This window comes from Corynebacterium sp. 13CS0277 (assembly GCF_002994655.1).
Lineage (GTDB): Bacteria > Actinomycetota > Actinomycetes > Mycobacteriales > Mycobacteriaceae > Corynebacterium.
Window position 1 is genome coordinate 1 of sequence record NZ_PPDL01000024.1, and the last position, 14,206, is coordinate 14,206.

A 14,206-nucleotide genomic window follows, 5' to 3' on the forward strand; every position below is an offset into this window, starting at 1 on the left:
GGCCCTATGAAGTAGGTAACACTTCGGGTCATTCGAACGCGACACGCCGTCCAGACACACATTTTGTCGTTTAACCCCGAAACGCCACGCCCGCGACCCCAGACGAATTCGTTGAGGGTGCGGTGCGTGGCGGGAAGGCGTGCGGGGTTACGGTCTTAGATGACCTTTTCCACCTGGTCGAAGTCGACATCGACCGGGGTCTCACGACCGAAGATGGACACCAGGACGCGCAGCTTGGCGTTTTCGACATCGACCTCGGAGATCGTGGCCGCAACACCAGCAAACGCGCCGGTGAGGATGGTGACGGCTTCGCCGGCCTCGAAGTCGACCTCGGGGGTGGCCTTCTTCTCCGTGAGCGGGGCGGCAACCACCTGCTCGCCGGTGGTGTTCTCCGCGGCGGCGGGGGTCGGGTTCTCCGGGGGCAGCAGGAACTTCGCCACATCGCGGTGCTTCACCGGGGTGGGGTGGCCCTCGTTACCGACGAAGGAGGTGACACCCGGGGTGTCGCGCACGACGGACCAGGAGCGGTCGTCGACCTCCATGCGGACGAGCACGTAGCCCGGCAGCAGCTTGCGCTTGACCTGCTTGCGCTTGCCGTCGCGGATCTCGGTGACTTCCTCGATCGGCACGACCACGTCGAAAATGCGATCCTCGACCTCAAGGGTCTGGGCGCGCATGTCCAGGTTGGTCTTCACCTTGTTCTCGTAGCCGGAGTAGCACTGGATGATGTACCAGGAGCCCGGCAGCTTCTTCAGGTCGACGATGAAGCGGCGCAGACGAGCCTTGTACTCGCGCAGGGCCTGCTCTTCCTCGCTGGAGAGCTCCACCTCAGCCTCGGCCTCAGCGGCCTCGACTGCGGCGGCAGCGGAACCGGCCTCCACGATCTCCTCCGCCACCTCGGCGGCAGCCTCAGTCACGGCAGCAGTCGCCGCAGACTCAGCGATCGCGGCATCAGCCTCCTGCGCGGTCTGCTCCACAGCTTCGTAAGCCTCGACGTTGTCCTCGCTCATGCGACTTGCTCCTTCTAACACGCACTGCCCACCACAGGATGTGGCGGAGAAAAATATTGTTGCCATCCAGCGACAGCTAGCCCCACTGAGCCTACCGGCACACCGCGACCAACACCCACCACACCACGGCCAGACGAGAGAAATCAGACAGCACGCATCCGGGTGGGCACAAAGCTAATCCCGCCCAACCCCAGGCAATATGCCCTGGATTGAGCGGGAAAAGTGTGTATGATTTTTCACGCTAGTCGCGGATGAGAATTTTCTCAACTCCGAGACCGGCCAAGAAATCAACACCTGCGACAAGAGCCGTCACGGCAATCAAGAAAGCCAGCACGATCGTGGTGTACACGACCATCTGCTTCGGAGTCGGCCAGATGACTTTCTTCATCTCGGAGGCCACTTCCGGAAGGAACGTGGCAACGCTCCCACCCGGGGTGGAATCCTCAGCCGGCTTCGCGACCTTCTTCTTCGCCTCGTACGCCTCGGCAGTGGTGGCGACACCAGTCACCTGACGCTTACCGGCCGGGCGGGCGGCGCCCACCTTCTCCGGCTGCTTTTCGTCGGCCACGGCACTCCTTAGCGCTAAACCTTTGTCGAGGGATTTGCAGGGGCGACAGGACTTGAACCTGCAACCTGCGGTTTTGGAGACCGCTGCTCTGCCAATTGAGCTACGCCCCTAGAGGGATGCACCAACAAGGGATCCTTGCGGCACCCGACCCACTATAGCACCGTCGCATGCGAACGCATCCAACCGGACCCAACAGCGAGTCGAAAATTTTTCATGCTGAGACACGAACGCAGCCGCGCCAGAAACCTGGTGCGGCTGGTCTTGTCTCAGTGGCGATGGAGAGAATTGAACTCTCGACACAACGATTATGAGTCGTTTGCTCTACCACTGAGCTACACCGCCGGTGCGCCATGCGCAGGAATTCACCCATGCATGAAACAGAGCCCCCTGACAGAATCGAACTGTCGACCTTTTCCTTACCATGGAAACGCTCTGCCGACTGAGCTAAGGGGGCACAGCCTCTGTGGGGCTGGTCTTTTCTGACCCGCTCCGTTGAAGCCTGAACTAGATTAACCTGACTGTTCCGCAGTTCACAAATTGGCAGGTCACACATTATTTTCGCGCTATTTTTCACCCACTTGCGCACGCACTGCACGCATCACCCACGCACAGCCCCACACCCTCGGCTCCCCGGGCACGCTCCGACAGCGGGAACCCGACTCTCTCTCCCACCACGACGCGGCGCACCCGGCCGCGTCCGCAGCGATCCTGTCCCGCTGCCCCACAGCGCAAGCACGCTTCCTACACCCCGTCCGCACCACCGTTGCCGCGGCCCAGAGTGCCCCTCGCCGGGCGCGCGGCGCGGCGCGTGGCCACTCGCGCACGAGCACTCCCAAGACTCGCGGGAGACATTCCCCCGACGAGTCGACGTGCGCAGCACTTCCCCGCACCCGGCACAGTCCGCACTGTCGTGTCCCACCCTGATCGTCCTGCTGTGCTGCCCCTCAAGCTGTGCGAGAACGTGCCCCTCAGCAGGTTCCGACGACCCTGCGCAGGCTCGGTGCCGTCCGCACATGGTTGGCGCTTGCCCCTGACCCACCCTTGCGCGCCCTTGAACCCCACCCCACACCCGCCACGGGAGTGCGGTTTCCCCGGGCATGTGAAAACCCCGCTCGCATGTCTGCGGGCGGGGTTTATTTGTGGTGCCAGGTGATGGATTCGAACCAACGTAGGCAATGCCGGCGGATTTACAGTCCGCTCCCTTTGGCCACTCGGGCAACCTGGCGTGTACCGGGGTACGGCGATTGATACTACTACGACTGCCACAGCCAAGCGCAAACTCGCTGCTGGTGGCAGGTTTCGTCGTGGCGCTGAAGATTTAGCCGACGCGGGCGACGGTGAAGCGCGCGAGGTCCAACAGGGCAGTGGTGGCGGGCCCGTCGGGCAGTTGCGCGAGGTCGTGCTCGGCGGCGTCGAGGTAGTGGCGGACGTCGGCGAGTGCCTTCTCCCGGCCGGTGGAGCGCTCCAAGAGGTCGAGGGCGCGGGCAACATCGGCGTCGTTGTCGATGGGCCCGGTGAGCAGCCCCCGCAGTTGCTCACCGACGGGGGTGTCTTCCTGCAGGGCGTAGAGCACCGGCAGGGTGAACACGCCTTCGCGCAGGTCGGTGCCGGGGACTTTTCCGGATTCTTCCGGGGAGGAGAAGATGTCGATGATGTCGTCGACGATCTGGAACACCATGCCGATGTTGTTGCCGAAGCTCTGCAGTGCCCGGGTGTGTTCTTCGCTGGCGCCGGAGTGCAGGGCACCCAGGTATCCCGCGGAGGCGATGAGCACACCGGTCTTTTCTTTGATGACGGCGGTGTAGTGGGCGACCGGGTCGCCGTCCTGGGCGCCGATGGTTTCCCGCATCTGCCCGGTGACGAGTTCGCCGAAGGTGTCGGCGAAGTGGGCGACGGTGTCGACGCCGAGTTCTGCCATGAGCCCGGAGGCTTTCGCGAGGAGGAAGTCGCCGGCGAGGATCGCCACGGAGTTGTTCCAGCGGGCGTTGGCCGAGGGCACGCCGCGGCGGCGGTCGGCTTCGTCCATGACGTCGTCGTGGTACAGCGTCGCCAGGTGGGTGATTTCCACGACGACGGCCGCTTTGATGACGTCCTCACTGCAGGGCCGCTGCCCGTAGCAGCTGGCCAGGAGGGCAAACATGGGGCGGAAGCGCTTCCCCCCGGCGTCCAGCAGGTGCAACACCTTATCGGTGACGAAGTCGGCGCCCTCAGCCAGCACGCTGCGGAGTTTCGCCTCCACGGCATCCATTCCGGAAGCAATGGAGGCGTTCAGGTGCTCGTCACCCAGTTCAACCCGGGGGGTGTGGCTCATGTCCGTGGGAATCCTTATGTTGCGTGACATCGCGGTCGGGATAGTTGTGCCGTTAACGGTAGCCCACATCCGCCGCCCCCTGCACCCCGGGGCGCGCACACTTTAGGGAACAATGGTGCCTATGCCCATCCAACCCCCGGTCGACCCCGCCGCACACCCCACGCCCGACTCCCCGCAGTCTCCTGCCCACACCGCCACGGGCACGGAAGCCCGTACCAGCGCCGATGCCGCAGCCATCCCCACAGCCGCCGGCGCCGGCGGGCATGTCCTCGTCGTCGGTGCGGGCCCGGCGGGCAGTGCGGCAGCCCTGCGGGCGGCGCGCGCAGGCTTCACTGTCACCCTGGTGGACCAGGCGGAGTTTCCTCGCGATAAAACCTGCGGGGATGGACTCACCCCCCGGGCGATGCACGCCCTGGAGGAGTTGGGGTTCGGCGCGGAGATCGGCGACGGGTTCCGCACCCAGGGGTTGAAACTGTTCGGCTTCGGCGGGGAGGTCACCTGCCCCTGGGGGGACAGCGCCTTTGGGGCGTATGGTTCGGCGATGCGCCGCACCCGCTTCGATGCACTCCTGGTGGAGCGCGCCGCCGCCCACCCGGCGGTGACATTCCTGCCGGGGCGCAAGGTCCTGCGCCCCGAGTTCGCCGGCGCCCGCATCAGTGCTCTCGTACTCCAGGAGCAGGATGGTGCGGAGCGCCGCCTGCCGGTCACCCACGTGTTGGTCGCCGATGGGGTGCGCAGCACCCTCGGCAAACAGCTGGGCAGGGTGTGGCACAAGGAGCACGTCTACGGCATTGCCGCCCGCTCCTATTGCCGCACGCCGCGGTCCGGGGAGCCCTGGATCCACTCCCACTTGGAGCTCCGGGACGCCGCCGGAGATACCCACCCCGGCTACGGGTGGGTGTTCCCCCTGGGCCCGTCTGAGGGCTACGCCAACGTTGGCTGCGGGGCCCTGTCGACCCTGGCCCGCCCCAGCCACATCAACACCAAGAAGGTGCTGGCCCACTACGCCTCCTCCCTGGCCGCCGACTGGGGTTTCAGCTCCCCGGAGCACGTCGCCAGCGCCCTGCTGCCCATGGGTGGTGCGGTGAGCAACGTGGCAGGGCCGAACTGGATGCTGCTGGGGGATGCGGCGGCGTGTGTGAACCCCCTCAACGGCGAAGGCATCGACTACGCCCTGGAGACCGCCCGCCACGCCGTCGACATTCTCGCCCAGCAGCCCCGCGCCGACTACACCCTGCTGTGGCCGGACGTGCTGCGCGCCCACTACGGGGCGGCGTTCAGCCTGGCGCGCAGCCTCGCCCGGCTGCTCACCGTGGACAGCTTCCTGCCCCGCACCGGACCCCTGGCGCTGCGGGGCCCGCAGGCCTCGATCGTCATGCCGGCCGCCGCCCGCCTCATGGGCAACCTCGTCACCGAGGAGGATCGGGATCTCGTGGCCCGCGCCTGGCGGGCCGCCGGCCACCGCACCGCCCGCGGCCCGCAGCTGTGGGACAGCACCGGGGCATAAAAAATCCCGGCCCCCGGCGACATCGCACACCCCTCCCCCACGGACGCAGACCACCCACGCCCGGGGTCTGGGCGTGGGTGGTGTGCGTAGGGATGTGCGTGGGTGGTGTGCGTGGGGATATGCGTGGGTGTGTGCGCTGTGGCGGCCCGGGGGTCTTGGAAGACCTCTCGGAGTGTTACTCCGCCGGCTTGGTGCCGCTGTGCAGGGCGGTAATGCCGAAGGTCATGTTCTGCCAGCCGACATCCACCCAGCCGCACTCCCGGATCGCGCGCGCCAGGTCCTCCTGGTTCGGCCAGGCGCGGATCGACTCCGCCAAGTACTCATAGGCCTCCGGGTTGGAGGACACCACGCGCGCCACCATCGGCAGCGCCCGCATGAGGTATTCCTTGTACACCAGGGAGAACACCGGCACGACCGGGGTGGAGAACTCCGCGATGACGAGCCGGCCGCCCGGCTTCGTCACCCGCAGCAGTTCTTTGAGACCCGCGCGGAAATCGTGGATGTTGCGCAGCCCGTAGCTGATCGTCACCGCGTCGAAGGTGTTGTCGCCGAACGGCAGGTGCATGCCATCGCCGACGACTTTGGGCACGTCGCGGTGCGCGCCAGCGGCGAGCATCCCCTGGGAGAAATCGCAGGCCACCACCCACGCCCCGGAGGTCGCGAGTTCCTCGGTGGACACGGCGGTTCCCGCCGCGAGGTCCAGCACCCGCTCCCCGGGGCGCAGGTGGAGACGCTCACGGGTGCGGCGCCGCCACACGCGGTCCTGCCCGAAGGACAGCACCGTGTTGGTCAGGTCGTAGTTTTTGCCCACCCCGTCAAACATGCGGGCGACATCAACGGGCTTTTTCTCCAGGTTTGCCTTCGACACGCTCACCCACGTTACACGCGGGTGGCGATGGCGTCCGCGTAGTGGCCGAGCAGTTCCTCAGTGATGTGCGCCCAGGTGCGGCCGGCGACCGCCGCGCGGGATGCCCGGCGCGCCTGCGCGCCGCGCGCGAGGAGCATGTCGACGCTGCCGGGCAGGTCGCGGGTGAAGGTGTCGATGTCGAGGAGTGCGCCGTCGACGCCGTGGCGGACCAGGTCGATGGGGCCGCCGGCCCGGGGTGCGATGGTGGGGGTGCCGGAAGCGTGGGCTTCTTGGATGGTTTGGCAGAAGGTCTCGAATTCGCCGGGGTGGACGAAGACGTCCATGGCGGCGTATGCGCGGGCCAGCTCCTCCCCGTGGAGGGCGCCGGTGAACACCGCATCGGGCAGCAGCTGCTGCAGGCGGGCACGTTCGGGGCCATCGCCGACGATAACGAGGGCGAGGTCGCGCCTGTCGGCGAGTGCGGCCAGCCGGTGGACGCCTTTTTCTGCGGCGAGTCTGCCGACGTAGCCGACGATGGGGGTGCCGTGAGGGATGCCCCACCGGGCGCGGGTGGTGTCGCTGCGTGCGTCTGGGTGGTAGAGCTCGGTATCCACTCCCCTGCCCCACAGGTGGATGTTGCGGATGCCATGGCGGTGGAGGGCCGCCGCGGCGGCGGTGCTGGGCGCCAGGGTGCGGGTGGCCGCGTTGTGCATGGCCCGCGTCCACGCCCAGGAGGCGCGGGTGAGTGCCTGCAGCCGGTAGCGCTGCGCGAAGCCCGCCACGTCCGTCTGGTACACCGCCACCACGGGCAGGCCGAGTGCGCGGGCGCGGAAGATGGCGCGCCCCGCGAGCGCGAACGGGGAGGCGACGTGCACCACGTCCGGGGCGTAGTCACGCATGATGCGTCCTGCTTCCCGGGTGGGCACCCCAATGGGCAGGGAGTTGATCCGCGGCATCATCACCGTGGGCACGCGGTGGATGTCGAATCCGGCGTACTGGGGTATTTCTTCCTGGAAGGGCCGGGCGCCGGGGGCGATGACGCAGGCCTCGTGGCCGGTGGCCCGGAGGTGCTCGAGCACGCGGCAGACGCTGGTGGTGACCCCGTTGACGTTGGGCAGGAATGATTCCGCGACGATGAGCACACGCATGGCAGTCGGGGTACTCCTTCCACTGCGGGCGGGAACGGGGACGGGCGCGACGGGCGGGGTGGTCAGGTGGCGTGGGCGGCGTCGCGGCGGCGCAGCCGCCACAACAGCAGGCCGGCCAGCACACTGCTGGTGGCGGCGACGGAGCCTGCGGGCAGCAGCGCGAGCCGCCAGGTGCGGCCCTCCACCTTGACGAGGTCGGGGTTGGCGGTGGAGTAGTTCACCCACACCAGCTGCCCGGGGCCCAGGTTGCCGGGGTAGAGCACCCCGCCGGGCGGGTTGTGGAATTGGCCGGCGGCGTCTTGGTATTCGATGGTGGTGCGCAGCGGGGTGACCGCGAGGACGCGCGCCAGGGCCCGGCCGTGGTGGGTGGCGATCTGCCGGTCGTTGAGGACGGGGCCGGCGATGAGGCAGGCGGCCACGATGAGGCTGAGGGTGTAGGTGGCCCACACCAGCTGTCGGGCGCGCCTGCGCCTGCGTGCACCTGTCATTTACAGCAGTTTCTCCGCGAGTGCCTGGTGCATCGCCCGCCGGGAGGCGCGGGTGATGCGCGCTTCGATGATGGTGACCCCGTCGCCGGCGTCGATGGTGTCGATGAGGGCCTCGATGAGTTCCTGGAGACTCTCCGCGCGGGCGTACGTCACGCCGAAGCCTGCGCACAGCGACTCGATGTCGGCGGCGTGGGGGGTGGCGAAGCACTGCTCGAAGGCGTCGCGCAGCCCCTCGTGGCCGACCTCCAAGGTTTCGAAGATGCCGCCGCCATCATCGTTGGCGATGACGATGGTGAGGTTCTCCGGGCGGCGGTTGCCCTGCGGGACCAGCAGGCCACCAATGTCGTGCAGGAAGGTGACGTCGCCGACCAGGGCGACGGTGCGCGGCGGGCGCAGCAGTTCCGGGTAGAGGGCCTGGGTGGCCAGCGCCACGCCGAAGGTTTGGCTCACGGTGCCGTCAATGCCGGCCGCGCCGCGGGGCGTGAACGTGTCCACCCCGTCGAAGGGCACGCCCACGAAGCTCATGTCCCGCACCGGATTCGACGCACCGACGACGAGGGTATCGCCGACGGCGAGGGTGTCCGCCACGGCGGCCGCGGCGTGCAGCCCGCTGAATCCGAACTCTTTGCTGTCGAGGACCTCCCGCACGGCCTCGGCGGCGAGCTCGCTCGCAGCCTCGCAGATCTTCAGCCACTGGGAGGGGATGCTGCCGGTGGCCCGCACCCGGGTGGCCACGGCCACGTCCCGCCCGCCGGGGCGGGTGACTTCCTCGCTGCGGGACAGCACCGTGACCGCAATGTCCGGGTCGGCGAGCAGCCGCAGCACCGCCCGATGCAGCGTCGGGTGGCCGACGATGATGATGTGCTCCGGTTTCGTGTCGACGACGTACTCGGCCTGCCCGTCACCGGGGGTGCTGATCTGTTCCTTGGCGAAGATGCCGGCGGCCAGCGGGTGCACCGGGTGATAGGGGGCGGGGGCGGAGGGTTCGGCGATAGTGGGCACGTCCTCCAGGCCGTCGACGCGCCAGGCGTCATCGCCGGCCACCACGAGGGTCTTGCGGCCCAGGTCCACGTCGACGACACCGTAGTCCCGCCCCGTGGCGGGCCGCGGCCGCGCGAGCGCCGGGAATTCGTTCGCTGCGGGCAGCGTCGTGCCGACGAGCGGGTCGTCGAATTCGACGTTGAGGTGAACCCGTTGTGCGCCCAGCACCTCGGCGGCGATCGCGGCCGCGGCCTCCGGGTCGGTGTCGGCGCCGATGGTGGTTTCCACCGCGTAGCCGCGGAACAGCTCGGCCTGCTCAATCGTCTGGGAGGCGCCCGTGTGGTGCAGGCGGGCCGGGCGGTCCGCGGACAACACGACGAGCGGCACGTTCGCGTAGTACGCCTCAATCATCGCCGGCACACAGTTCGCGACCGCCGTGCCGGAGGTCATGATGACGGCGACGGGGCGGCGCTGCACCCGCGCCATGCCGAGGGCGAGGAAACTCGCGGCACGCTCATCGATGCGGGTGTGCACGGTGAGCCCCGGGGCGCTCACCGCCGCCAGCGCGAGGGGGGCGTTGCGGGACCCGGGGCACAGCACCACGTCGCTGATGCCGGCCCGCAGCAGCTCCCCCACGACGGCGGTGGCGCGGGCTTGGGACAGGGGCTGCTGCGGGGTAGAGGTCATGCCTGCAATCGTAGACGCAGAGCCTGATACGACTGCCTTAGGTGCTCCACCCACCAGTTCTGGCGGGCATAGGGGGCCGCCAGGCCCGCCACCCGGGCCGGATCCGGTGTCACCGGCGCCGTCGACAGGCGGCCGCCGACGAGCCGGCGGGGGCGGGCGACGTCCTCGACGAAGAGTCCGCCGGTGCCCAGCCCGCACGCGACGGGCGGCAGGTGGCTCGCCGCCACCAACCCCGCCGACATGCCGACCGCGGTATCCAGGGCGCTGGCGACGGTGATCTCGAAAGGCAGGCGCTCCGCGAGCGCCAGCAGGCGCCGCACCCCACCCAAGGGGGCCACCTTGAGAACCGCGGCATCCACCGCCCCCGTCGCCGCGATCGCCAGGGGGTCCTCGGCCCGCCGGATCGACTCGTCGGCCGCCACCCGGGCGGCAATACCCGTCGCCCCCAGCCAGGCGCGCACCTGGCCGAGCTCCTCCACGCCGGCGACGGGCTGCTCCGCGTAGTCCAGTGGCGCGACCGCCCGGATGAGTGCCTGGGCGGCCGCCACCGAGAGGTTCCGGTTGCCGTCGATCCGGATCTTGGCCTCCGGCAGGAGTGCGCGCACCGCCGCCACCCGGGCCACATCCTGGGCGAAGGTCTGGCCCGGCTCCGCAACCTTCACTTTGACCGTCCGGCAGCCCGGGAAGCGGGCCAGCACGCCCGCGACATCCTCGGCGGGCACGGCCGGGACGGTGGCGTTGATCTCCACGTAGTCGCGGGCGGGGGCCGGCAGGCCCACGTAGGCGGCCTCGAGGGCGCTGGCCAGCCACCACGCCGCCTCCTCGGGCGAGTACTCCACGAAGGGGGCGAACTCGCCCCAGCCGGCCGGGCCGTCAATGAGGACCGCCTCCCGGGTCTCAATGCCCCGGAAGCGCACCCGCATCGGCAACGCCACCACGTGCGCCCGGTCGAGCAGCTCATCGAAATCCAGCCGCGCGATCGTCTCCCGCAGCTCTGCGGCAAGCAACCCCACCACGTGGGCCACGCCCCTTTCCTTCACACACTTCATTCACGCGTGCACGCATGCACCCGACGCCCAGCCCTCAGCGACCCCTCCGGCGGAGATCGACGCAATCGGTGTCGCGCGCCTGCTCCTGCCACACGGGCCAGGACAGCGGGGAGGGCGGTGGGAGTCTGCGCTTATTCCTTAGTCTCCATCCAAACAGGCCCACGGGTGCGGCGGCTAATCCGGCTGCTCGCCTACGCTGGGAGACTATGAGCAATCCTTTCGACCCCACCCAGTGGGCCCCAGTGCCCGGCTTCGACGACCTCACCGACATCACCTACCACCGGCACACAGGTGAGGGCCGCGCCAACGGTATTGTGCGCATCGCGTTCGACCGCCCCGAGGTGCGCAACGCGTTCCGCCCCCACACCGTCGACGAGCTCTACCGGGCCCTCGACCACGCGCGCCGCACCCCGGACGTCGGCACGGTGCTGCTCACCGGCAACGGGCCGAGCCCGAAGGACGGCGGCTGGGCGTTTTGCTCCGGCGGCGACCAGCGCATCCGGGGGCGCTCCGGGTACCGCTACGCCTCCGGGGAGACTGCCGACACCGTCGATACCGCCCGGGAGAAGGTCGAAGGCGGCCGGCTGCACATCCTGGAGGTGCAGCGACTCATCCGCACCATGCCGAAGGTCGTCATCGCGGTCGTGGGCGGCTGGGCGGCGGGCGGCGGGCACTCCCTGCATGTCGTGTGCGACCTGACGATCGCCTCCCGGGAGCACGCCCGCTTCAAGCAGACGGACGCCGATGTGGGCAGCTTCGACGCCGGCTACGGTTCCGCCTACCTGGCGAAGATGGTGGGACAGAAGTTCGCCCGCGAGATTTTCTTCCTGGGCCGCACCTACAGCGCCGAGGAGATGCAGCGGATGGGGGCGGTCAACATCGTCGCCGACCACGCGCAGCTGGAGGAGGAGGCCATCCAGGCCGCCCGGGAGATCAACAGCAAATCGCCGACGGCGCAGCGGATGCTCAAGTTCGCGTTCAACCTCACCGACGATGGGCTCATGGGGCAGCAGGTCTTCGCCGGGGAGGCGACCCGCCTGGCGTACATGACGGACGAGGCCGTGGAGGGCCGGGACAGTTTCCTGGAGAAGCGCGACCCGGACTGGTCCGAGTTCCCCTACTACTACTAAGCGAAAAAATTCACCTGCCGTTCACCTTGCCCGGTTGGGTCGCGCCCCATCATTGCTGGCCCGATCCAACTCACAGGGTTCGCACAGGAAACGGCAGGTGGATTGTGGGCCACAGCCCACCATCGGACGCGACCCAGCACACCCCGCCACCCCCATCCGGGGGAAGGTGGGGTGTCCGAATGTGACCGATTGCAAGCTCTGTGGAGTTTTTTGCCCTCAGCACATCCGGCATACTCGACAGATGTGACCGAGCTGATCATCCTCTCTATTGTCGTGGCCACCGCCCTGGCCTTCGACTTCACCAACGGCTTCCACGACACGGGCAACGCCATGGCAACCTCCATTGCCACCGGCGCACTCAAGCCCAAGGTGGCCGTCGGCCTGTCGGCGACGCTGAACCTCATCGGCGCGTTCCTCTCCGTCGAGGTCGCCACCACCGTCGCCAAAGGCGTCGTGGATCTCAAACGCTTCGACCTCCACATTGAGGCCGACGCCCACAAACTCCTCCTCGTCGTCTTCGCCGGCCTGGTCGGCGGCATCCTGTGGAACCTGCTGACCTGGCTGCTGGGTATCCCCTCGAGTTCCTCCCACGCCCTGTTCGGCGGCCTCATCGGCGCCACCTTCGCCTCCCTGGGCGCCTCGGGCGTGATGTGGGATGGCGTGCTCGCCAAGGTCGTGTTCCCGGCGCTGGCCTCCCCGGTCATCGCGGGCATCGTCGCCGCCGTCGGCACCAAGCTCGTCTACAGCTTCACCACCCGCGTGCAGGAGCAGGAAAAGAACCGCTACTTCCGCTGGGGCCAGGTCGGCTCCGCCTCCCTGGTGTCGCTGGCTCACGGCACCAACGACGCGCAGAAAACGATGGGCGTCATCTTCCTCGCGCTGGTGGCCACCGGCTACCTCTCCGAGGACGCCACCATCCCCTTCTGGGTGAAGGCCACCTGTGCGCTCGCGATCGCGTTCGGCACCTACATGGGCGGCTGGCGCGTCATCCGCACCCTCGGCAAGGGCCTCGTGGAGATCGACTCCCCGCAGGGCATGGCCGCCGAAACCTCCTCGGCCGCCATCATCTTGACCTCCTCCCACTTCGGCATGGCCCTGTCGACCACCCACGTCGCCACCGGCTCCATCATGGGCACCGGGCTCGGCCGCAAGGGCGCTGAGGTGCGCTGGGGCGTTGCCGGCCGCATGGCCGCCGCCTGGGTCATCACCCTGCCCTGTGCCGCCCTCGTCGGCCTGGCCACCTGGTGGGTCGCCCACCTCGTGGGCCTGGCCACCGGTGAGCTCGGCGGCGTGCTCGTCGCCTTCATCATCCTGCTGGCCGCCTCCGGGTACATGTTCCTGCAGTCCCGCAAGGCCCCCATTCACGCCGACAACGTGAACAACGACTGGGACGACGCCTCCGCCGTCGCCGCCGGATAAGGACATCCCCCCATGAACATCCCCGACATGCTGCACAACCTCGGCGAGGTGCTCCTCGCGGGCCTCGTCCTCGGCGCGGGCCTGCCCGCCCTGTTCGCCCTCGGCATCCGCTTTGCCGCCCCCGTCGACGAACTCGACGCCCAGGGCAACGTCATCGGCCACCACCAGCCCAACCCCGTAAGCAGGGCGCTCGGCTACGTGTTCTTCGCGATCATCGCGGCCGCCATCCTCATCGGCATCCTGTGGATCACCAAGGCCGTCATCTACGATTCCTTCGGCCTCGACATCTTCGGCACTGAGGTAGGCGGCGGCAGCCCCGGCCACTAGACTGAAACGTCGAGTACCCACCGCCCACCCTGAGCAGCGAAGGCACCCCGACATGCACGACCATCCCCACGGCAAGAACTACGTCGCCCGCTTCCTGGACTGGTTGCGGGAAGGCTATCCCCATGGGGTGCCGGACGCGGATGCCGGTGCCATCACCTATGTGCTCAAGCGGAACCTCAACGATGCGGACCGCCGCGCCATCGCCAAAGCGCTTATTGAGCAGCGCGGGCTCGCAAAAGCCGCGGAGGCCAGCGACGAGGAAATCCGGGAGCTCATCGAGCGCCTGGAGATGCAGACCCCGGAGCAAAAAGACATCGACCGCATCCAGGACCTGCTGGCGCACCTCTGCGAGCAGGACTAGCAACGCCGCCGCAGGACCGGCCGCAGACTCCGCTTCTCCCCCGGGTGCAGCCTCAGCTGCACCCACGCCCCGACTCCGCGTCGGGGCTTTTTTCATGCTCCGGGGCACTCGCGGGCGGGGGCAGCGCCTCCGGCGCGGCCGTGTCGAGTTGCACTCTCGCGAGAGGTGTGTACAATGGGGCCAACCAAATACTTGAGAAAGACCAACTAAACCGGTTACCCACCATTGGCCGTAACCCTACAGCTGGTCGTTAGAGTCTGAAAGGAGGCCGTTTACGATGGCTTCTTACGTTTCGAAGTTTGTTGCATGGTTCGGTTTCGAGCCCTTCGCCGCCGCCACCCCGCTGGCCGTCCTTGGTGAAGCCAACTAATCC

13 protein-coding genes and 4 tRNA genes are annotated in these 14,206 nt (G+C 68.2%); 5 read left to right on the forward strand and 12 right to left on the reverse strand.

What is annotated here, in order from left to right; all coding sequences use genetic code 11:
- Positions 1-155: 155 nt before the first annotated feature.
- The 7 genes from nusG to C1Y63_RS10175 all read right to left on the reverse strand — a co-directional run bounded on the left by nusG (position 156) and on the right by C1Y63_RS10175 (position 3,889).
- Complete coding sequence (gene nusG / locus C1Y63_RS10145) at positions 156-1,010, reverse strand: transcription termination/antitermination protein NusG (protein ID WP_106016342.1); 855 nt, start codon at positions 1,008-1,010, stop codon at positions 156-158.
- Between the two features lie 241 nt (positions 1,011-1,251).
- Positions 1,252-1,578 carry a preprotein translocase subunit SecE gene (gene secE / locus C1Y63_RS10150; protein WP_106016343.1) on the reverse strand — a complete coding sequence of 109 codons (327 nt, stop codon included), beginning with the start codon at positions 1,576-1,578 and terminating at the stop codon, positions 1,252-1,254.
- 37 nt (positions 1,579-1,615) lie between these two features.
- Positions 1,616-1,688, reverse strand: a tRNA-Trp gene (locus C1Y63_RS10155).
- Between the two features lie 160 nt (positions 1,689-1,848).
- Positions 1,849-1,920 (reverse strand) — tRNA-Met (locus C1Y63_RS10160).
- Between the two features lie 39 nt (positions 1,921-1,959).
- Positions 1,960-2,032 (reverse strand) — tRNA-Thr (locus C1Y63_RS10165).
- A 686-nt stretch (positions 2,033-2,718) separates the two neighbouring features.
- Positions 2,719-2,803: transfer RNA gene (locus C1Y63_RS10170), tRNA-Tyr, on the reverse strand.
- A 93-nt stretch (positions 2,804-2,896) separates the two neighbouring features.
- The gene (locus C1Y63_RS10175) at positions 2,897-3,889 is read right to left on the reverse strand and encodes a polyprenyl synthetase family protein (RefSeq protein ID WP_106016344.1); all 993 of its coding nucleotides are present in this window, start codon (positions 3,887-3,889) and stop codon (positions 2,897-2,899) included.
- Positions 3,890-4,010: 121 nt separating this feature from the next.
- On the opposite strand from C1Y63_RS10175, the gene C1Y63_RS10180 reads away from it, so the two are divergent.
- Positions 4,011-5,396, forward strand: coding sequence for a geranylgeranyl reductase family protein (locus C1Y63_RS10180; RefSeq protein WP_233195681.1), 1,386 nt, complete (start codon positions 4,011-4,013; stop codon positions 5,394-5,396).
- 175 nt (positions 5,397-5,571) lie between these two features.
- Here the strand turns inward: C1Y63_RS10180 and C1Y63_RS10185 are convergent, their stop codons facing one another.
- The 5 genes from C1Y63_RS10185 to C1Y63_RS10205 form a co-directional block, all read right to left on the reverse strand.
- Complete coding sequence (locus C1Y63_RS10185) at positions 5,572-6,264, reverse strand: demethylmenaquinone methyltransferase (protein ID WP_106016346.1); 693 nt, start codon at positions 6,262-6,264, stop codon at positions 5,572-5,574.
- Positions 6,265-6,275: 11 nt separating this feature from the next.
- Positions 6,276-7,391: a glycosyltransferase family 1 protein gene (locus C1Y63_RS10190; RefSeq protein ID WP_106016347.1), complete on the reverse strand. Its 1,116-nt coding sequence runs from the start codon at positions 7,389-7,391 to the stop codon at positions 6,276-6,278.
- 62 nt (positions 7,392-7,453) lie between these two features.
- A complete protein-coding gene (locus C1Y63_RS10195; protein WP_106016348.1) occupies positions 7,454-7,879 on the reverse strand; it encodes a DUF3592 domain-containing protein in 426 nt (141 codons plus the stop codon).
- The gene (menD, locus tag C1Y63_RS10200; RefSeq protein WP_106016349.1) at positions 7,880-9,547 is read right to left on the reverse strand and encodes a 2-succinyl-5-enolpyruvyl-6-hydroxy-3-cyclohexene-1-carboxylic-acid synthase; all 1,668 of its coding nucleotides are present in this window, start codon (positions 9,545-9,547) and stop codon (positions 7,880-7,882) included.
- Positions 9,544-10,527: an o-succinylbenzoate synthase gene (locus tag C1Y63_RS10205; protein WP_369831045.1), complete on the reverse strand. Its 984-nt coding sequence runs from the start codon at positions 10,525-10,527 to the stop codon at positions 9,544-9,546. Before C1Y63_RS10205 ends, menD begins: the two co-directional genes overlap by 4 nt.
- A 275-nt stretch (positions 10,528-10,802) precedes the next feature.
- Between C1Y63_RS10205 and C1Y63_RS10210 the strand changes: the two genes are divergently transcribed.
- The 4 genes from C1Y63_RS10210 to C1Y63_RS10225 all read left to right on the forward strand — a co-directional run bounded on the left by C1Y63_RS10210 (position 10,803) and on the right by C1Y63_RS10225 (position 13,833).
- Complete coding sequence (locus C1Y63_RS10210) at positions 10,803-11,726, forward strand: 1,4-dihydroxy-2-naphthoyl-CoA synthase (protein ID WP_106016351.1); 924 nt, start codon at positions 10,803-10,805, stop codon at positions 11,724-11,726.
- Between the two features lie 243 nt (positions 11,727-11,969).
- A complete protein-coding gene (locus tag C1Y63_RS10215; protein WP_106016352.1) occupies positions 11,970-13,145 on the forward strand; it encodes an inorganic phosphate transporter in 1,176 nt (391 codons plus the stop codon).
- 12 nt (positions 13,146-13,157) lie between these two features.
- Positions 13,158-13,472 carry a hypothetical protein gene (locus C1Y63_RS10220; protein WP_106016353.1) on the forward strand — a complete coding sequence of 105 codons (315 nt, stop codon included), beginning with the start codon at positions 13,158-13,160 and terminating at the stop codon, positions 13,470-13,472.
- A 52-nt stretch (positions 13,473-13,524) separates the two neighbouring features.
- Positions 13,525-13,833 carry a DUF3349 domain-containing protein gene (locus tag C1Y63_RS10225; RefSeq protein ID WP_106016354.1) on the forward strand — a complete coding sequence of 103 codons (309 nt, stop codon included), beginning with the start codon at positions 13,525-13,527 and terminating at the stop codon, positions 13,831-13,833.
- Positions 13,834-14,206: the final 373 nt, after the last annotated feature.